Origin of the sequence: Chelatococcus sp. XZ-Ab1 (assembly GCF_029309855.1) — a bacterium.
GTDB classification, from domain to species: Bacteria; Pseudomonadota; Alphaproteobacteria; order Rhizobiales; family Beijerinckiaceae; genus Chelatococcus_A; species Chelatococcus_A sambhunathii.
This window is the reverse complement of record NZ_JARKII010000003.1, coordinates 310098-328782: the sequence shown is the minus strand read 5'-3', so window position 1 is coordinate 328782 and position 18685 is coordinate 310098. Positions and strand designations below refer to the sequence as shown.

17 protein-coding genes are annotated in these 18685 nt (G+C 67.3%); 7 read left to right on the top strand and 10 right to left on the bottom strand.

Going from position 1 to position 18685, the window contains the following annotated elements; genetic code table 11:
* Nucleotides 1-3: 3 nt before the first annotated feature.
* On the top strand, nt 4-1677 hold the full coding sequence (locus P2T65_RS07395; protein ID WP_276199504.1) for a thiamine pyrophosphate-binding protein: 1674 nt from the start codon (nt 4-6) through the stop codon (nt 1675-1677).
* Nucleotides 1678-1722: 45 nt separating this feature from the next.
* On the opposite strand, the gene tal is transcribed toward P2T65_RS07395, so the two are convergent.
* From tal to P2T65_RS07370, 5 genes are all read right to left on the bottom strand, one after another.
* Nucleotides 1723-2694 (bottom strand): transaldolase, encoded by a 972-nt coding sequence (gene tal, locus P2T65_RS07390; protein ID WP_276199503.1) that lies wholly within the window; start codon nt 2692-2694, stop codon nt 1723-1725.
* A gap of 35 nt (nt 2695-2729) precedes the next feature.
* Nucleotides 2730-4070: a TRAP transporter large permease gene (locus tag P2T65_RS07385; RefSeq protein WP_055459569.1), complete on the bottom strand. Its 1341-nt coding sequence runs from the start codon at nt 4068-4070 to the stop codon at nt 2730-2732.
* A 61-nt stretch (nt 4071-4131) separates the two neighbouring features.
* On the bottom strand, nt 4132-4701 hold the full coding sequence (locus P2T65_RS07380) for a TRAP transporter small permease (protein ID WP_276199502.1): 570 nt from the start codon (nt 4699-4701) through the stop codon (nt 4132-4134).
* Between the two features lie 92 nt (nt 4702-4793).
* Complete coding sequence (locus tag P2T65_RS07375) at nt 4794-5786, bottom strand: sialic acid TRAP transporter substrate-binding protein SiaP (RefSeq protein ID WP_276199501.1); 993 nt, start codon at nt 5784-5786, stop codon at nt 4794-4796.
* Between the two features lie 137 nt (nt 5787-5923).
* On the bottom strand, nt 5924-6847 hold the full coding sequence (locus P2T65_RS07370) for a LysR family transcriptional regulator (RefSeq protein ID WP_055459567.1): 924 nt from the start codon (nt 6845-6847) through the stop codon (nt 5924-5926).
* A gap of 262 nt (nt 6848-7109) precedes the next feature.
* Here P2T65_RS07370 and P2T65_RS07365 point away from each other — a divergent pair, with 262 nt between their 5' ends.
* The 6 genes from P2T65_RS07365 to P2T65_RS07340 all read left to right on the top strand — a co-directional run bounded on the left by P2T65_RS07365 (nt 7110) and on the right by P2T65_RS07340 (nt 12783).
* The gene (locus P2T65_RS07365) at nt 7110-8606 is read left to right on the top strand and encodes a CoA-acylating methylmalonate-semialdehyde dehydrogenase (protein WP_055459566.1); all 1497 of its coding nucleotides are present in this window, start codon (nt 7110-7112) and stop codon (nt 8604-8606) included.
* 68 nt (nt 8607-8674) lie between these two features.
* Nucleotides 8675-8911 carry a hypothetical protein gene (locus tag P2T65_RS07360; RefSeq protein WP_055459565.1) on the top strand — a complete coding sequence of 79 codons (237 nt, stop codon included), beginning with the start codon at nt 8675-8677 and terminating at the stop codon, nt 8909-8911.
* Nucleotides 8908-9339 carry a type II toxin-antitoxin system VapC family toxin gene (locus tag P2T65_RS07355; RefSeq protein WP_055459564.1) on the top strand — a complete coding sequence of 144 codons (432 nt, stop codon included), beginning with the start codon at nt 8908-8910 and terminating at the stop codon, nt 9337-9339. The genes P2T65_RS07360 and P2T65_RS07355 overlap by 4 nt, the downstream gene beginning before the upstream one ends.
* Nucleotides 9336-10490: an isobutyryl-CoA dehydrogenase gene (locus tag P2T65_RS07350; RefSeq protein WP_055459563.1), complete on the top strand. Its 1155-nt coding sequence runs from the start codon at nt 9336-9338 to the stop codon at nt 10488-10490. Before P2T65_RS07355 ends, P2T65_RS07350 begins: the two co-directional genes overlap by 4 nt.
* A gap of 37 nt (nt 10491-10527) precedes the next feature.
* On the top strand, nt 10528-11430 hold the full coding sequence (gene mmsB, locus P2T65_RS07345) for a 3-hydroxyisobutyrate dehydrogenase (RefSeq protein WP_055459562.1): 903 nt from the start codon (nt 10528-10530) through the stop codon (nt 11428-11430).
* A 135-nt stretch (nt 11431-11565) separates the two neighbouring features.
* On the top strand, nt 11566-12783 hold the full coding sequence (locus P2T65_RS07340; protein ID WP_276199500.1) for a peptide ABC transporter permease: 1218 nt from the start codon (nt 11566-11568) through the stop codon (nt 12781-12783).
* 15 nt (nt 12784-12798) lie between these two features.
* On the opposite strand, the gene P2T65_RS07335 is transcribed toward P2T65_RS07340, so the two are convergent.
* The 5 genes from P2T65_RS07335 to P2T65_RS07315 form a co-directional block, all read right to left on the bottom strand.
* Complete coding sequence (locus tag P2T65_RS07335; RefSeq protein WP_071923089.1) at nt 12799-13794, bottom strand: oligopeptide/dipeptide ABC transporter ATP-binding protein; 996 nt, start codon at nt 13792-13794, stop codon at nt 12799-12801.
* The gene (locus P2T65_RS07330) at nt 13791-14777 is read right to left on the bottom strand and encodes an ABC transporter ATP-binding protein (RefSeq protein WP_055459559.1); all 987 of its coding nucleotides are present in this window, start codon (nt 14775-14777) and stop codon (nt 13791-13793) included. The genes P2T65_RS07335 and P2T65_RS07330 overlap by 4 nt, the downstream gene beginning before the upstream one ends.
* A complete protein-coding gene (locus P2T65_RS07325) occupies nt 14774-15745 on the bottom strand; it encodes an ABC transporter permease (protein WP_063186856.1) in 972 nt (323 codons plus the stop codon). Before P2T65_RS07325 ends, P2T65_RS07330 begins: the two co-directional genes overlap by 4 nt.
* Nucleotides 15746-15753: 8 nt before the next feature.
* Nucleotides 15754-16734 carry an ABC transporter permease gene (locus P2T65_RS07320; protein ID WP_055459557.1) on the bottom strand — a complete coding sequence of 327 codons (981 nt, stop codon included), beginning with the start codon at nt 16732-16734 and terminating at the stop codon, nt 15754-15756.
* A gap of 194 nt (nt 16735-16928) precedes the next feature.
* Nucleotides 16929-18524 carry an ABC transporter substrate-binding protein gene (locus P2T65_RS07315; protein ID WP_055459556.1) on the bottom strand — a complete coding sequence of 532 codons (1596 nt, stop codon included), beginning with the start codon at nt 18522-18524 and terminating at the stop codon, nt 16929-16931.
* Nucleotides 18525-18685: the final 161 nt, after the last annotated feature.

The following is an 18685-nucleotide window of genomic DNA, read 5'->3' as shown; positions in this document are numbered from 1 at the left end:
GCCATGAACGCGCGCACCGGCGGGCAGATCCTCGTCGACCAGCTTCTCGTCCACGGTGTCCGTCACGTCTTCTGCGTGCCGGGCGAAAGCTATCTTGCCGTGCTCGACGCGCTGCACGATGCGTCGATCGACGTCACCGTCTGCCGGCAGGAGGGCGGGGCGGCCATGATGGCCGAGGCCCACGGCAAGCTCACCGGCCGGCCCGGCATCTGCTTCGTCACGCGCGGGCCAGGCGTCACCAACGCCTCGCCGGGCATCCACATCGCCAAGCAGGATTCGACGCCGCTCATCGTCTTCGTCGGCCAGATCGAGCGCGGCATGCGCGAACGCGAAGCCTTCCAGGAGCTCGACTATCGCGCCGTCTTCGGCAGCATGGCGAAGTGGGCGACCGAGATCGATGATGCCGCACGCATTCCGGAGATCGTCGCGCGCGCCTTCCGCGTCGCCACCGCCGGCCGGCCTGGCCCGGTCGTCATCGCGCTGCCGGAGGACATGCTGGTCGAGACGGCCGCGGTCGCCGATGCCCTGCCCTACGAGCCGGTCGAGACGCATCCCGCCCTCGCCCAGATGGCGGAGCTGCAGAAGCTCCTGTGGGCGGCGAAGGCGCCGCTCGCCATCCTCGGCGGCACGCGCTGGAGCGAGAAGGCGGTGGAGCGCTTCGTGCGCTTCGCCGAGCGCTTCGACCTGCCTGTCGCCGTCTCCTTCCGCCGGCAGATGCTGTTTCCCGCCGACCACCCGAACTACATCGGCGACATCGGCTTCGGCGCCAACCCGGCGCTCGTCGCCCGGGTCAAGGCGGCCGACACCGTGCTCCTCGTCGGCGGACGGCTGTCGGAGGTGCCGAGCCAGAGCTACTCGCTCTTCGGCATCCCCGAGCCGGGCTGCACGCTCGTCCATGTGCACCCGGATTCCGGCGAGCTCGGCCGTGTCTATCGCCCGGCGCTCGCCATCAACGCCTCGCCCTCGGCCTTCTCGGCCGCGCTCGAAGGCCTGCAGCCGCCTAAGGCGATCGGCTGGGGCGGCAACCGCGAGGAGGCCCGCGCGGCCTATCTCGCCTGGAGCGATCCGGCGCCCGTGCGCACGCCCGGCACCCTGCAGATGGGCGAAGTGATGGCCTACCTCGAGGAGAAGCTGCCGGCTGACGCCATCATGTGCAACGGCGCCGGCAACTACGCCATCTGGCTGCATCGCTTCCACCGCTTCCGGCGCTTCGGCACGCAGCTCGCGCCGACCTCCGGCTCCATGGGCTATGGCGTGCCGGCGGCGGTCGGCGCCAAGCGGCTCCATCCGGAGCGCACCGTCGTCGCCTTCGCCGGCGACGGCTGCTTCCTGATGAACGGACAGGAATTCGCCACGGCCGTGCAATACGACCTTCCCATCGTGGTCATCGTCGTCGACAACGGCATCTACGGCACCATCCGCATGCACCAGGAGCGGGAATATCCCGGCCGCGTCTCGGGGACGATGCTGAAGAACCCGGATTTCGCGGCCTACGCCCGCGCCTTCGGCGGCCACGGCGAGCGCGTGGAGCGCACGGAAGAGTTCGCCCCCGCCTTCGAGCGGGCGCTCGCCTCCGGCAAGCCGGCGATCATCCACTGCCTCATCGACCCGGAGGTCATCACCCCGGCGACCACGCTCTCGGCCATCCGCGAGAAGGCGCTCAAGGCGAAGGGGTGATCAGCAGGAAAACGAGAAAGGCCCGGCATCACCGGGCCTTTTACGTTACGCCGCCTTCGCCTGTTCCAGGCGCTTGGCGACGAGCCCGCGCAGGGCCCGCAGGTCCTTGACGAAGAGGCGGATGCCCTCGGAGAGCTTTTCGGTGGCCATGGCGTCCTCGTTGAGGAGGAAGCGGAAGGTCTTCTCGTCCACGCTCATCTTCGCAGGGGCCTCGCTGGCCTTGGCGGGGTCGAGCCGGCGCGGCAGCGGACCCTCGTCGGCGGCGAGCTGGTCCATGAGGGCGGGGCCGATGGTCAGCCGGTCGCAGCCGGCGAGCGCCTCGATCTCGCCCGTGTTGCGGAAGGAAGCGCCCATGACAACGGTCTTGATGCCGTGGGCCTTGTAATAGGCGTAGATGGCGCGCACGGACTGGACACCGGGATCGGTCTCCGCCGTGTAGGGGCCGCCGCCGGCCTTGACGTGCCAGTCGAGGATGCGACCGACGAAGGGCGAGATGAGAAAGACGCCGGCATCGGCGCAGGCGGCCGCCTGCACGAGCGAGAACAGCAGCGTCAGGTTGCAGTCGATCCCCTCGCGTTGCAGCTCCTCCGCAGCGCGGATGCCCTCCCAGGTCGCGGCGACCTTGATGAGGATGCGGTCGCGCGAAACCCCGCGCGCCTCATAGGCGGCGATGAGCGCCCGCGCCTTGGCAATCGAACCCTCCGTATCGAAGGACAGGTCCGCGTCCACCTCCGTGGAGACGCGGCCGGGCACGATCTTCGTCAGCTCCGTGCCGAAGGAAACCGCAAGCCGGTCGCAGATCGCAGCGGTCACGGCCTCCGCGGAGCCGGCCTGCTTGCGGCCCCAGTCGATGGCTTCATCGAGCAGGTGGACATAGGCCGGAGTCTCGACGGCCTTGAGCAGCAGCGTCGGGTTCGTCGTGCAGTCCTGCGGCTTGAGGCGTCGCACGGCCTCGATGTCGCCCGTGTCGGCGACGACGATCGTCATCGCGCGCAGCTGATCGAGCTTGGAGGGCATCGGTCTTCTCCCGTCAATTTGTCACTGCGGTTGGATCACAGATACCCATGGGCCTTCAAGACCTCAGGCAGCCACGTCGTCGTCGCAGGCACGAAGGTGATGAGGGCGAGGACGAGGAAGAGCGGGATCAGGAAGGGCGCCACCGCCTTCACGCAGTCCTCGAAGGAGATGCTGGCGACGCGCGAGAGCACGTAGAGCACCATGCCGACCGGCGGCGTCAGCAGGCCGATCATCAGGTTGAGCACCATGATAATGCCGAAGTGCACGGGGTCGATGCCGAGCGTCAGCGCCACCGGCAGCAGCACGGGCGTCAGAATGGTGATGGCCGCGATCGTCTCCATGAAGCAGCCGACGACAAGCAGGAAGACGTTGACCAGCAGCAGGAAGGTGACGGGATCGCTGGCGACGGCGAGGATCCAGGCGCCGAGCGCCTCGGTGGTGCGCGTCGTGGTCAGAACCCAGCCGAAGATGGAGGCGCCGGCGACAATGAAGAGGACGACCGCCGTCGTCTCGATGGTGTCCATCGTCACGCGCACGAACTGACGTAGCGACAGGACGGAATATTTTGCCGGCCGGCCGAAGGCGGCCATGGCAAGGTTGAGGACGCGGTGGATGACGACCGAGAGCAGCAGGGCGTAGGCACAGGCGAAGACAGCCGCTTCCGTCGGCGTGAAGATGCCGAAACTCATGCCACCGATGATGATGGCCGGTGTCAGCAGCGGCAGGAAGGCGTCAACGAAGGTGACGCCGAGGCGCTTCACGGAAAAGCGGGCATCGGCGCCGATCTTCTTGCGATGGGCGTATATGGCCACCGTCGCCGAGAGAAAGAGCGCCATTAGCAGGCCGGGCAGGATGCCCGCGACGAAGAGCGCGTTGATCGAGGCATTGGCCACGACGCCGTAGATGACGAGCGGCAGCGACGGCGGAATGATGGGTCCGATGGTCGAGGAGGCGGCGGTGATGCCGACAGCGAGCTTGGCATCGTAACCATGGTCGCGCATCGCCTTGATCTCGATGGTGCCGAGGCCGCCGGCGTCCGCCACCGCGGTACCCGACATGCCGGCGAAGATGACCGAGCCCGCCACATTGACGTGGCCGAGGCCGCCCTTCAGCCAGCCGACGGCTGCCGTGGCGAAATCGAAGATCTGCTTGGTGATGCCGGCCGAGTTCATCAGGTTGCCGGCCATGATGAAGAAGGGCACGGCGAGCAGCGGGAAGGAATCGACGCCGTTGACCATGCGGTGGATGACCGTGATCTCGGGCGCGATGCCGGAGAGGAAGATATAGAGCAAAGACGAACCGGCCAGCGCCACGGCGATCGGCACGCCGAGGACGATCATGGCGAAGAGCGCGACGAACATGAGGGCGATCAACATACGCGCTGGCCTCCAGTGGCGGGGGTCACGGCCGGGTCATCGGTTGAAGGGGGGCGGCAGGTCAGTCGAGGACGGTGCCCGAGGTCTCGTCCTCGAGCTGTCCCCTCAGTCGCTGGACGAAGCGGATGGCGGCATGGACGGTCATGGCGGCAAGGCCGGCGGACACGACCCAGTAGATGACCGATTTCGGGATATCGACCGAGACCATGTAACCGGGCGCACGGGCGCCGAGCTCATAGCCATACCAGGCCATGGCACCGCAGAAGAGAGTGACGAGACCGTCGATGAGGACGAGCGTCCAGTGCCGTACCGCTTTCGGCGCGAGCGTGATGACGGCCTCGACAGCGATGTGCGAGCCCTTGCGCATGGCCGTCACCGAGCCGATGAAGGTGACGGCGATGAGCAGGTAGCGGGCGATCTCCTCGGTCCAGCCATAGGAATCATTGAGGACGTAGCGCGTCCAGAACTGCAGCAGGACGACGGCGAAGAGCGCCCAGTAGATCAGGAAGACGATGCCGTCCTGCGGGCGCAGGTCGTCGAGCGGCACGCGGCTTTCCTGCTCGCGCCACTGCTCGAACATGGCCTCGGTCGTGTCGACCTCCGGACTGTCCTTGTCGTTCGATTGCGTCACGCGTCGCCCCCGCATCCGGCGTTCGGGAAGCCCGGCGCCGCGCGCCGGGCCGTGCCAAGCCGGGGCGCAGCGAGCGCCCCGGCGCAGTCTCGTCAGTTCGAGGCCGCGAGGCCCTGCAGCTTGTCGTAGGTGGCCTTGTCCCAGGTCGCGTCAGGCCCATTGTGCAGCTTGACGGTCGCCTCTCGGAAGGGTGTGCGATCCACCTCGACCACGTTCTTGCCCTGTTCCTTGAACCACCCGACGAGCTCCTTCTCGGCCTTGACGATATCGTCCGTGCATTTGTCCGCCGCTTCCTTGAGGATCGCGACGAGCGTCTGGCGCTCCTCGTCGTTCAGGCGCTGCATGGTGCCGCTCGAGACGATGGTGAGCAGGGCATCGGTGATGTGGCCGGTGAGGATGATGTTCTTCTGGACCTCGTAGAACTTCTTGGCCTGGATGGTCGGCAGGGGGTTCTCCTGCGCATCGGCCACGCCCTGGGAGAGGGCGAGATAGACCTCGGCGAAGGCGATCGGCGTCGGGTTGGCGCCGACGGCGCGTGGGAACATGGTATAGAGCGGCGCGTCGGGCACGCGGATCTTGAGACCCTTCATGTCCTCCGGCTTGGTGATGTCCTTGTTCGCCGTGACATGGCGCTCGCCGTAATAGGTGAGGGTGACGACGTCGTGGCCGGTGCGCTTCTTGTAGCCCTCGCCCAGCTCCTTGAAGAGGTCGGAATTGCGGAAGGCTTTCCAGTGCGCAAAGTCGCGGAACATGTAGGGCGCGCCGCCGATGGCAAGCGGGCCATAGGCACGGCCGGCGAAGAGCTGGCCCGTATAGATGATGTCGACGGTACCGAGCGATAGGCCCTCGTTGATATCGGATTCCTTGCCCAGCGAAGAGGCCGGGAACACCTCGACGGCATATTTGCCGTTGGTGCGCTTCTTGAATTCCTCCCCGGCCCACAGGGCCCACTTGTGATAGGGCTCGCTCGCCTCGTAGACGTGGGCCCACTTGAGGGTCGTCTGGGCGGCGGCGGGGCCGGCGAGGCCGAAGGATGCGGCAAGGGCGAGCGCGCCGAGGGCGGCGCGGCGGGTCAGATCCATCATTGTCTCCTCCAGAATGCGATCCGCCGGTCTGCGCCGGCTTTCAGCTGAGCGATTTAAAGGCTCTCTGAATCGTTTAAATCGGTGTGAAGCGAAAATGCAAGCTGCTTCACACGGCATGCACAAGGGCCCCGCAACGCTCAGGCGGCGCCCGCCTCGACCTCGTCCTGCGGCATCAGGACGGCCCGCGCCGCCTTGGCCTCGCGCACGAGGAAATCGACCGTCGCCCGGACGCGCGCGACGTCGCGCAGATCGGCGTGGACGATCAGCCAGAAGGAGCGCACCAGCTCGACCTCGCGCCGCAGCACGGGGACGAGGCGCGGATCGCCCGCGGCCATGAAATCGGGCAGCACGCAGAGGCCGGCGCCGGCGATGGTCGCATGCATCTGCGCGATGAGGTTCGAGCTCTGCAGGCGCGGCCTGAGGCCCTTGGCGATGTCGTCGAGATAGTCGAGCTCGGGCGTGAAGATGAGGTCGTCGATATAGCCGATGAGCTGGTGCTCGAAGAGATCCTGCGGCGCGATGATGGCCGGGTGGGCGGCGAGATAGGCCGGCGCCGCGTAGAGGCCGAGGCGATAGTCGGCCAGCTTGCGGGCGACGATCTTGCCCTCCTTCGGCGGGTTGAGGGAGATGGCGATGTCCGCCTCACGCTTGGAGAGCGAGAGCAGCCGCGGCATGGCAACCAGCTGGATCTCCAGCTCCGGGTAGCGCTCGGCAAGCCGGCCGATGCGCGGCGCGAGGAAGAAGGTGCCGAAGCCGTCGGGAGCGCCGATGCGCACGGTGCCGGACAGGGCAAGATCCGCCCCGCCGATCTCGCTCTGCGCCGCGAGCGCCTCGCTCTCGATGGTCTCCGCCTTGGCCAGCAGGCGCTCGCCATGCTCGGTGAGGGCATAGCCCTGTGGCCGGCGCTCGAAGAGCTTGGCCTTCAGCGCATCCTCCAGTGCCGTGATGCGGCGCGACACCGTCGCATGGTCGGCCCCGAGCCGCCGCGCCGCCACTGTGAGGCGACCTGCGCGGGCCACGGCGAGGAAGAAGCGAAGGTCGTCCCAGTCGAAGCGATTCATGCCCAGCTTGCCTCCCGTTTTGGTATCTTTGCACGCACCGGATTTGAAATGTCCTATAGTCGTGCGCGAATGACAATGGTAGTGCGGAAGGACCGACGGAACGTCATCGGCACGTTGGCTTTCGCCGATTTCGCTCCCACTATCGAAGACAAGGGCCGGCGCCGGCCGATGCGAGGGAGCGCTCCGGCGCCCCGTCCCGCAAGGCATCGCGCCCAGCGCCGGCACAGCAGAACAGAACCGGCAGAGCATCGGAGAACGCAAGATGCGCACGATCGGACATTTCATCGGGGGGCGCGAGGTCGAAGGGCAATCGGGACGTTTCGGCGACGTCTTCACGCCCATGACGGGTGAGGTCGGCGCCAAGGTCGCCCTCGCCTCGGCGGCCGAGGTCCGGGCCGCCGTCGAGAATGCCAAGGCCGCCCAGCCGGCCTGGGGCGCGACGAACCCGCAGCGCCGCGCGCGCGTGATGATGAAGTTCCTCGAACTCGTCCAGCGCGACTACGACAGCCTCGCCGAGTTGCTCGCCCAAGAGCACGGCAAGACCATTCCCGACGCCAAGGGCGACATCCAGCGCGGGCTCGAGGTGGTCGAGTTCGCCTGCGGCGTGCCGCATCTGATGAAGGGCGAGTATACCGAGGGCGCCGGCACCAACATCGACGTCTATTCCATGCGTCAGCCGCTCGGGGTGGTGGCCGGCATCACGCCGTTCAACTTTCCGGCCATGATCCCGATGTGGAAGTTCGCGCCAGCCATCGCCTGCGGCAACGCCTTCATCCTGAAGCCGTCGGAGCGCGACCCGGGCGTGCCGATGCGCCTTGCCGAATTGATGATCGAGGCCGGGCTGCCGGCAGGCATCCTCAATGTCGTCAACGGCGACAAGGAGGCGGTCGACGCGATCCTGGACGATCCCGACATCATGGCGGTCGGCTTCGTCGGCTCGTCCTCGATCGCCCAGTACATCTATTCGCGCGGCTCGGCCAACGGCAAGCGCGTGCAGTGCTTCGGTGGCGCGAAGAACCACATGATCATCATGCCCGACGCCGACATGGACCAGGCGGTCGATGCCCTCATCGGCGCCGGCTACGGCTCGGCCGGCGAGCGCTGCATGGCGATCTCGGTCGCCGTCCCCGTCGGTCAGGCGACGGCGGATCGGCTGGTCGAGAAGCTCATCCCGCGGGTCGAGAGCCTCAAAATCGGTCCCTCGACCGACCCGAGCGCCGACTACGGCCCGCTCGTCACGCGGGCCCATCTCGACAAGGTGAAGGCCTATGTCGAGCTTGGCGTCGCGGAGGGGGCGAAGCTCGTCGTCGATGGCCGCAACTTCACGCTGCAGGGCTACGAGAACGGCTTCTACATGGGCGGCTGCCTGTTCGACCACGTGACGCCGGACATGCGCATCTACAAGGAGGAGATCTTCGGCCCGGTCCTGTCCATCGTGCGCGCCCACAACTACGAGGAGGCGCTCAAGCTGCCGTCCGAGCACGAATACGGCAACGGCGTCGCCATCTTCACCCGCGACGGCGATGCGGCACGGGATTTCGCCGCCAAGGTCAACGTCGGCATGGTCGGCGTCAACGTGCCCATCCCGGTGCCGATCGCCTATTACACCTTCGGCGGCTGGAAGCGCTCGGGCTTCGGCGACCTCAACCAGCACGGGCCGGATTCGATCCGCTTCTACACCAAGACGAAGACCGTGACCTCGCGCTGGCCCTCCGGCGTCAAGGAGGGGGCGGAGTTCGTCATCCCGACGATGAACTGATGCGGCGGCCGGCGGCATGACCTGCCGGCGGTCACATGCTATCATTTTTGATAGCATTGGAGTCACAGATGGGACAGGTGCTCATCCGCAACCTCGACGACGAGGTGATCGAGGGATTGAAGGTCAAGGCTCGCCTGGCGGGTGTCTCCTTCGAGACCTTCATGCGTGATCTCCTCAAGACGATCGCGCCCCTGTCCGCCGACGAGAAGATCGCGCTCATCGAGGAATTCCGGCGCCAGCACGGGCCGCTCGGGATGAGGACGCCTCCCGAGGATCTCATCCGCGAGGAGCGCGAGCGGCGATGATCGTGGTCGATGCGAGCGCGGCGATCCGATGGTTCATGCCGGCCGATCCCGGCGGCGAGGTATACGGATTGCCTCGGACGGCGGCAGCCCTCGTCGCGCCCGATCTCTTCATCGCCGAAATTCGCAGTGCGGCTCTCCGCTATGTCCGCAAGAAGGAGCTTACGCGCGATGCCGCGATGGCGATGGTGGAAACGATCGACCGTCTGATGGCGGGATACGTGCCGCTACAGGAGCTGCGCGAAGGGGCGTGGGCGATGGCTCTGACCTATGATCATTCGCCCTACGGCTGCTTCTATATCGAGCTCGCCCGCAGCATGGGCTCCTGTCTCATCACGACGGACGGCCATCTCATCCGCAAATTCGCAGGCTCACCGCTGGCGGGCCATATCGTAGACCTCGCCGACTGGCGCCCCGAGCAACGGCCATGACCCAGTTCACCCTCAACGACGACCAGATCGCCATCCGCGACATGGCGCGCGACTTCGCCGCGCGTGAGCTTGCTCCCCATGCCGTGCGCTGGGACGAGGAGAAGCACTTTCCCGTCGACGTTCTCCGGGAGGCCGGCGGGCTCGGCATGGGCGGCATTTATGTGCGCGAGGATGTCGGCGGCTCCGGCATGACGCGGCTCGACGCCGCGCTCATCTTCGAGGCGCTGGCCACCGGCTGCCCCTCGGTCGCGGCCTATATCTCAATCCACAACATGGCGACCTGGATGATCGATCGCTTCGGCGGCGACGAGCAGCGCCGGCGCTTCATCCCGAAGCTCGCGACGATGGAGCATCTCGCCAGCTATTGCCTGACCGAGCCCGGCGCCGGCTCAGACGCCGCGGCGCTGAAGACGCGCGCCGTGCGCGACGGCGACCATTATGTCATGGACGGCGTCAAGCAGTTCATTTCCGGCGCCGGTACCTCGGACATCTATGTCGTCATGGTACGTACGGGCGAGGCCGGCCCCGGTGGCATCTCCACCTTCGTCGTGGAGAAGGACACGCCGGGCCTCTCCTTCGGTGCCAACGAGAAGAAGATGGGCTGGAACGCGCAGCCGACGCGGCAGGTCATCCTCGAAAACTGCCGGGTGCCAGCGGCGAACCGGCTCGGCGACGAGGGCATCGGCTTCAAGATCGCCATGGCCGGGCTCGACGGCGGGCGGCTCAACATCGGCGCCTGCTCGCTCGGCGGCGCCGGGGCCGCGCTCGACAAGAGCCTCGCCTATATGCGCGAACGCAAGGCCTTCGGCCGCAATCTCTCGGATTTCCAGGCGCTGCAGTTCAGCCTCGCCGACATGGCGACCGAGCTCGAGGCGGCCCGCACCTTCCTGTGGCGCGCGGCGGCAGCACTCGACGCGCACGATCCGGAGGCGACGCGGCTGTGCGCCATGGCCAAGCGCATCGCCACCGACCGCGGCTTCGAGATTGCCAACCAGGCGCTGCAGCTGCATGGCGGCTACGGCTATCTTGCCGACTACGGCATCGAGAAGATCGTGCGCGATCTCCGGGTCCACCAGATCCTCGAGGGCACCAACGAGATCATGCGCCTCATCGTGGCGAGAAGCCTCGTCGGACGCGGCAGCGGCAACTGAGAACAGACCCGCCGAGAGCGCGGGCAGGGAGGAACCCATGACCACCATCGCCTTCATCGGCCTCGGCCACATGGGCGGCCCCATGGCCGCCAATCTCGCCAGGGCCGGCCACAAGGTCCTCGGCTATGACCTCGTCGCATCTTTGCGCGAGGCTGCGGCGGCGGACGGCGTCACCATCACGGCGAGCGCGGCGGAGGCCGTCGCGGCGAGCGAAGCGGTCGTCACCATGCTGCCGGCGGGCAAGCACGTCATCGCCGTGTGGAAGGAGATCCTGCCGGCGGCGAAAGCCAGCACGCTCTTCATCGATTCCTCGACCATCGACGTCGAGAGCGCGCGCCGCGTCCATGCCATGGCACACGAGGCGGGAATGGACGCGATCGATGCTCCGGTGTCCGGCGGCGTCGGCGGGGCGAAGGCCGCAACGCTGACCTTCATGGCCGGCGGCACGGATGGCGCCTTCGCGCGGGCCAGGCCGATCCTCGAGGCCATGGGCAAGCGCATCGTGCATTGCGGCCCGGCCGGCAACGGCCAGGCGGCCAAGATCTGCAACAACATGATCCTCGGCATCTCGATGATCGGGGTGTGCGAGGCCTTTGCCCTCGCCGAGAAGCTCGGCCTGTCACACCAGGCGCTGTTCGACGTTGCCTCCACCTCCTCCGGCCAGTGCTGGTCCCTCACGACCTATTGCCCGGTGCCGGGCCCGGTCCCGGCATCGCCGGCCAACAACGGCTACAGGCCGGGCTTCGCGGCCGACCTCATGCTGAAGGACCTGCGGCTGTCGCAGGATGCGGCGCTGGCGAGCGGCGCGGCAACGCCGCTCGGCGCCGCCGCGGCCCAGCTCTACGCTCTCTATACCGGCGCCGGCCACGGCGGCGAGGACTTTTCCGGCATCATCCACTTCCTGCGCGGACTCGCCGGCGTCGAATCGACGAAAGCATAAGGCCAGTTGGGCCATACGGCCGCATCGCGGCGGCGAGTGTTGCATTCGCCCTACAGCATCACGGCGGCAGGCACGCTAGCGTGCCCGGAATGCGGGCGGCACGGTGCCGCCAGCCGGTTGGTTGAAGCGTAGGCCATGCGTTCGCCCACACCCGCTCTCGATCCGGCGCTCGACGCCGCCATCCTGCTGCGCCGCATCGGCTTTGCGACTCTCCTCGTCGCGGTGCCGATCACGGCACTCGTGGCGCGCCGCGCGGCCGTTGTCCTGGTGCCGATCGGGATCATCCTCATGGTCCTCGCGGCGCTGATGGACGGCGCAAACGGTGGCTTCAACCGCAGCCTCCGGCGCGCCTTCGTATCCCCGGCGGGTCTTGCTGCGCTGCTGCTCATCGGCTGGGCCGCGCTCTCGATCGCTTGGGCGCCGCAGGCGAACACTGCCTTCGACAAGTTGCTCAACGCTCTCGGCGCCGCCGCCATGGCCTTTGCCGGCATCGCCGCCCTGCCAGAGCGCATGCGCGCCTCCAACCTCTATCTCACCGGCATCGGCGCGGCCGCCGCGTCCATCTTCGCCATCCTGGTCGCTCTCGGCCTTCTCGGCCGCGACACGATCGATCCCGGCAGCCTCGAGCGCGGTCTCATCACGCTTGCAATCCTGCTGTGGCCGGCGATCGGCTGGCTCGTCTCGCGCGGGCACGGGCTCGTCGCGCTGGCGCTCGGCGCGGTCGCCGGGCTCGCCGTCGTCATCGGCGGCAGTTTGATCCCACTCCTTGCGCTCGCCGCCGGCGCGACGATGTTCTTGCTGACATCGTGGCGGCCACTCGTCGGCCGGGACGTGCTGCGCGTCGCGATCGCGGCCGTCATCCTCGCTGCCCCGCTCCTGCCCTTTCTGCTGCGCCCCCTCGCCAAGGCGCTGATGGGCACGGCGAGCCCGGCGGTGCAATCGATCCGCGTGTGGGCCGACATCGTGCGCAGCGATCCCCTGCGTCTCATCACCGGCCACGGGCTCGACGCCAGCCTGCGCGGCCGTCTCGTCGGCGTCGTGCCACGCGAGGCGCCGCTCTCACTGCCGTTCGAGATCTGGTACGACCTCGGCATCGTGGGGGCGACGACGCTGGCGGTGCTGCTCTACTTCGCCATCCGCGCTGCCGGCGGCATGACGGCCTCGCTCGTTCCCGCAGCCATCGCCACCTTCACGGTCGCCTTCGTCGTCGCCACGTCAGGCATGGCGACATCGCAGGCCTGGTGGCTGACGCTGATCGGAATCGCCGTCATCGCCTTCCTCGCCATCGAGCGCGGCCAGTTCCGTACGACGCGGCCCAAGGCGCGGCTGTTCGGCCGTCTCAGCAAGCCCTGAACGGCTGCGGCCCTGTCAGGCCGCAGCGATGCGCCCCTCGGAGACCGCATGGCAGGCGACGCCCGCCTCGAGCGGCGGCACCTCGCGCCGGCAACGGTCGAAGACGAAGGGGCAGCGCGGGTGGAAAGTGCAGCCCGACGGCGGGTTGATGGGGTTCGGGATTTCGCCCTGCACCGCCTCGCGCAGCCGGCCCGTCATGGCGATGTCGGGCACGGCGTTGAGCAGCATGCGCGTGTAGGGGTGCTGCGGTCGGACGAAGAGGTCGCGCCCGCCGCCGATCTCGACGATGCGGCCGAGATACATGACGCCGATGCGGCTCGCCATGTGGCGGACCACCGCGAGATTGTGGCTGATGAAGAGATACGTCAGGCCGAAGCGGTCCTGCAGGTCGCGCATCAGGTTGAGGATCTGCGCCTGCACCGACACGTCGAGGGCCGAGGTCGGTTCGTCGCAGACGATGAACTCGGCCTTGGAGGCAAGCGCCCGGGCGATGGCGATGCGCTGCCGCTGGCCGCCGGAGAACTCGTGCGGAAACTTGGCCCCGTCCGCCGGATGGAGGCCGACGAGCGTCAGCAGCTCGCCCACCCGCTCGTGCACCTCGCGGGCGCTGGCGCTCAGGGAAAAGGCCCGGATCGGCTCGGCGATGATGCGCTCCACGCGCCAGCGCGGATTGAGGCTGGCGTAAGGATCCTGGAAGATCATCTGGATGCGCCGGCGCAGCGCCCGCACGTCCGCCGCGCGGCGCGGATCGTTGATCGGCACGCCGTCGATGACGACCTCGCCAGCCGAGGGCGGCATCAGGCCGACGACCATGCGCGCCACCGTGGACTTGCCGGAGCCCGATTCCCCGACGAGAGCGAAGGTCTCGCCGCGCCGGATGGTGAAGCTGACGTCGTCCACCGCCGTCAGATATTGCTTCTGCCCGCCCTCCAGCATGCGGTTGAGCCAGGGCTTGGAGACGTCGAAGACGCGCCTCAAATTGCGCACCGCGACGAAGGGGGTCTCGGTCATGACGCAATCTCCGCATGCGCCTCGTCATAGAGGTGGCAGGCGACCTTGCGCCGGTCACGGTCGAGCGGCTCGGGCCGGTCCACCGCGCAGCGGGCGAAGGCGCGCTCGCAGCGCGGATGGAAGGCGCAGCCTGGCGGAATGGCGGAGAGGCGCGGCATGCTGCCCCGGATCTGCACCAGCCGGTCGGCATGGGTCTCGAGCGAAGGGATGGCGCCCATCAACCCCACCGCATAGGGGTGCAGCGGATGCTTGACCACGTCGCGCACCGGGCCGATCTCGACGATACGGCCCGAATACATCACCGCCACCCGGTCGGCCGTCTCGGCGATGACGCCCATGTCGTGGGTGACGAGCATGACAGCGGTCCCGCGCTCCGCGCACAGGCGCTTGATGAGCGTGATGATTTGCGCCTGGACAGAGACGTCGAGCGCCGTGGTCGGCTCGTCGGCGATGACGAGTTCGGGCTCGGCCGAGAGCGCGAGCGCGATGACGACACGCTGGCGCATGCCGCCGGAGAACTCGTGCGGATAGCCGTCGATGCGCCGGTCGGGCGCCGGGATGCCGACCTCGGCCAGGAGATCGATGGCGCGCCGGCGCGCCTGTCCGGCCGACAGGGGCAGATGCGTCCTGATGGTCTCCACCAGCTGCTCGCCGACGGTGTAGAGCGGATTGAGGCTCGTCAGCGGATCCTGGAAGATCATGCCGATGCGCTTGCCGCGCACGCGGCGCATCGCCTCGGGCGCGAGGTTGTCGATGCGCTCGCCCTTCAGGCGGATCTCGCCCCCGGCGATCCGGCCGGGCGGCTCGATGAGGCCGATGACGGCCGAGCCCGTCACCGACTTGCCGGCACCCGACTCGCCGACGACGCCGAGAACCTCGCCCGGCGCGATATCGAAGGAGACGCCGTCGATAGCTTTCAGCACGCCGCGGCGGGTGACGAATTGGACCTTGAGGTCACGGACGGAGAGGACAGGTTCTGTCATCGGAGCTTCGGGTTCAGGGCATCGCGCAGCCAGTCGCCGAGGAGATTGACGGCGAGGACGAGGGCCGCAAGCGTGAGACCGGGGAAGGCGACGATCCACCACTCGCCGGAGAAGAGATAGTCGTTGCCGATGCGGATGAGGGTACCGAGCGAGGGCTGCGTCGGCGGCAGGCCGACGCCGAGGAAGGACAGGGTCGCCTCGGTAATGACGGCGAGGCCGAGGTTGATCGTAAGAATGACGAGCACCGGCCCGATGACATTGGGCAGCACGTGCCGCGCCATGATGACGATGGGCGAAAGGCCGACGAGCCGTGCCGCCTGGATGTAGTCCTTGTTCTTCTCCACCAGCGTCGAACCGCGGATGGTGCGCGCGTACTGCACCCAGAATGACAGGCCGATGGAGAAGACGAGCACGCCGAAGGCCGTGTCCTCCCGACTCGCTCCCTTGAGCAGCGCATGCACCACGCCGTCGACCAGGAGTGCGATGAGGATGGCCGGGAAGGTAAGCTGCACGTCGGCGATGCGCATGATCACTGCATCGACCCGTCCGCCGACATAGCCGGCGACGAGACCGAGCGTGATGCCGATGGCGGCCGCCATCAGAACGCCGAGCACGCCGATGATGAGCGACACGCGCAGGCCGTAAAGGATGGCCGAGAAGAGGTCCCGCCCCTGGTCGTCCGTACCGAGCAGGAAGCGGGCGTCGCCCGCAGGCAGCCAACGCGGCGGGTTGAGCGAATCGATGAGGAAAACCTGCGCCGGGTCGAACGGATTGTAGGGTGCGATCAGCGGCGCGAAGAGCGCGAGAACCGCGAGCGCGAGCGTGACGAGGGCGGCGAGCACCGTGACACGCGAGGCGAGGAAGCTCGCCGTGAGGTCATGGTCCATCACCCGCGCGAACCAGCCGGGGGACCGGCGCGCCGCCGCCGGCGGGGGCGACTTGGCTTCTTCCTGCGTGACAGAGGGCATCTCGTTCCTCATGCGGCGCGCACCGTGACCTTCAGGCGCGGGTCGACGACCGCGTAGAGAAGATCAACGGCGAGGTTGATGACGACGAAGAGGAAGGCGATCAGCAGCAGGTAGGCGGCCATGATGGGAATATCGACGTTCTGCACCGCCTGCAGGAAGAGCACGCCCATGCCCGGCCACTGGAACACCGTCTCGGTGATGATGGCGAAGGCAATGATGGAGCCGAGCTGCAGGCCCGTGATGGTGATGACCGGCACCAGCGTGTTCTTGAGCGCATGGCCGAAGTTTATGGCCCGGCGCGTCAGCCCACGGGCGCGGGCGAACTTGATGTAATCCGTGCGCAGCACCTCGAGCATCTCGGCACGCACCAGGCGCATGATCAGCGTCATCTGGAAGAGGCCGAGCGTGATCGACGGCAGGATGAGCGCCCTGAGGCCGGAGGTGGTGAGGAAGCCCGTCGTCCACCAGTCGCCAAGCCGCACCACCTCGCCCCGCCCGAAGGAGGGCAGCCAGCCGAGGGTGACGGCGAAGACATAGATGAGCAGGATGCCGATGAGGAAGGTCGGAAGACTGACGCCGACGAGTGAAACCGCCTGAAAGAGCTTGGCGAGCCAGCTGTCGCGCCGGAGCGCCGTGTAGACGCCCATCGGGATGCCGACGACGAGGGCGAAGACGGCGGAGACGAGCGCGAGTTCCAGGGTTGCCGGCATGCGCTCGCCGAGCAGCTTCGTGACCGGCTGGCGGAACTGGTAGGAGATGCCGAAGTCGAGCGTCGCCGCCCGGCCGACATAGCGGGCGAACTGCACGACGAAAGGGTCGTTGAGGCCGAGGCTCTCGCGGATCTGCGCCCGCTCCTCGGCCGAGGCTTCGATGCTGACGATCTGGTTCACCGGATCGCCGACGAAGCGGAACATCGCGAAGGCGATGAAGGCCACCGCCAGCAGCACGCCGATGGACTGGACGAGGCGGCGGATGATGAAGGCAAGCATGGACTGCTCTTCGTGTTGGGCGACGGCGGCCCGCAACCGAGGATGCGGTGCACCGCTCCGGCGCCGGCTCCCGCCGGCCAGATAAACCGCCGCCCTTCCCGTGCCCGGCATCAACGGGCACGGTACTTACGCGAGAACGCGGGAGCGGTTCGCCTTGGACAAGGCTGCACGCCGGCGTGCAGCCTTTCGCCCCCTTACTCCTTGGTCACCCAGTAGAACAGGAACTGGTTGTCGGCGCGCTGCACCACCTTGGTGTTTTTGGCGACACCCCAGGCCAGCGCCTGCTGATGCAGCGGCACATAGCCCCAGTCCTCTTCCTGGCCGAGGGTATAGGCCGCTTTGATGAGCTCGTTGCGCTTCTTGGTATCCGTCTCGCCGAGGACCTGCTTGATCAATTCCTCCATCTTCGGGTTGCAGTAGTTGCCGAGGTTGTTGTTGCCGCCGTTGCCCTTCTCGTCGCGGCAGCGGTACATGTTGGCGAGGACGTTGTAGGAATCGAAGGAGCCCGGCGTCCACCCCAGCAGGTAGAACGAGGTGTCGTAGCCGCCGGCGGCGAGCACCTTGGCGAAATACTTGGCCTTGGGCTGGGCGTTGAGGTTCACCTTGATGCCGACGCGTGCCAGCATGCCGACCACCGCCTGGCAGATCCGCTCGTCGTTGACGTAGCGGTCGTTCGGGCAGTCCATACCGACCTCGAAGCCCTCGCCGTAGCCGGCCTCCGCAAGAAGCTTCTTGGCCCCTTCGGGATCGGCTGCAGGTCGCTTGAAGTCCTCCGACAGGTCGAACAGCAGCGGCGAGATCATCAGCGCGCTCGGCGTCGCGGCGCCGCGCATGACCTTGTCCTTGATGACCTCGATGTCGATGGCCTTGTACACGGCCTCGCGCACGCGCTTGTCCTTGAAGGGGTTCTTGCCCTTCACGTTGGAATAGAGGAGTTCGTCGCGATACTGGTCGAAGCCGAGGAAGATGGTGCGCAGTTCCGGCCCCTGCATGACCGAGGCGTTGGCGCTCGCATTGACACGGTCCACGTCCTGCAGCGGCACGGGGTCGATCCAGTCCACCTCGCCGGAGAGAAGGGCGGCGACGCGCGTCGCATCGGAGGCGATCGGCGTGAAGATGGCCTCGGTCAGATTGTGCTGCGGCTTGTCCCACCAGGCCGGGTTGGGTTTCCAGACGGTCTTGACCCCGGGCTGGTGGCTCTCGACCACGAAGGGACCGGTGCCGTTGGCGTTGAGCGCCGCATAGCTCGGCGTGGTCGCGGCAGCGGGGGTCGGCTTGCCGGCGTTGTTCGCCTCCGACCACTCCTTGTCCATGATGTACCAGGTATCCCACTCGTAGTGCAGGATCGGGTTGGGGGCCGGCAGTTCCACGTCGACCGTGTAGTCGTCCACCTTGACGAACTTGGCCTCGGGCGGGATGCGGGTCTTGAGGTCGGACCCGTCGGCACGCACGCGGTCGGCCGAGAACAGCACGTCGTCGGCATTGAAGGCGTTGCCGTTGTGGAATTTCACGCCCTGGCGCAGGTAGAAGCGCCAGCGCTTGCCATCGTCCAGGACCTCCCAGCGTTCGGCGAGGCCCGGAATGATCTTGAGCTCGGGATCGCGTTTGGTGAGGCCCTCGTAGGCCGCGGCATGCATGCCAAGGGTGAAGGTCTCGTTGAGCGTATAAGGATCGAGCGACTTGTAGTCGCCCTGAAAGGCGAAGCGCAGCGTCTTGGCCTGCAGCGGCGCACCGGCCAGCAACAGGCCGGCGAAGGACGCCACGGCAGCCCCCCTGACGAATTTCAGCATGATGGTCCTCTCTGGCACGACCCGTCTTGGCGCGGGTCAAGGCTCGATCTGGGTGGCGGACGCGCCGCCGGCCGTTTCATTCGGCTCTGATGCGAACAATAGACAGTGTCACCTGCAACGGTCTAGTGGCCATTCGGTGCCGTGTCGGACTGCGCATGCGC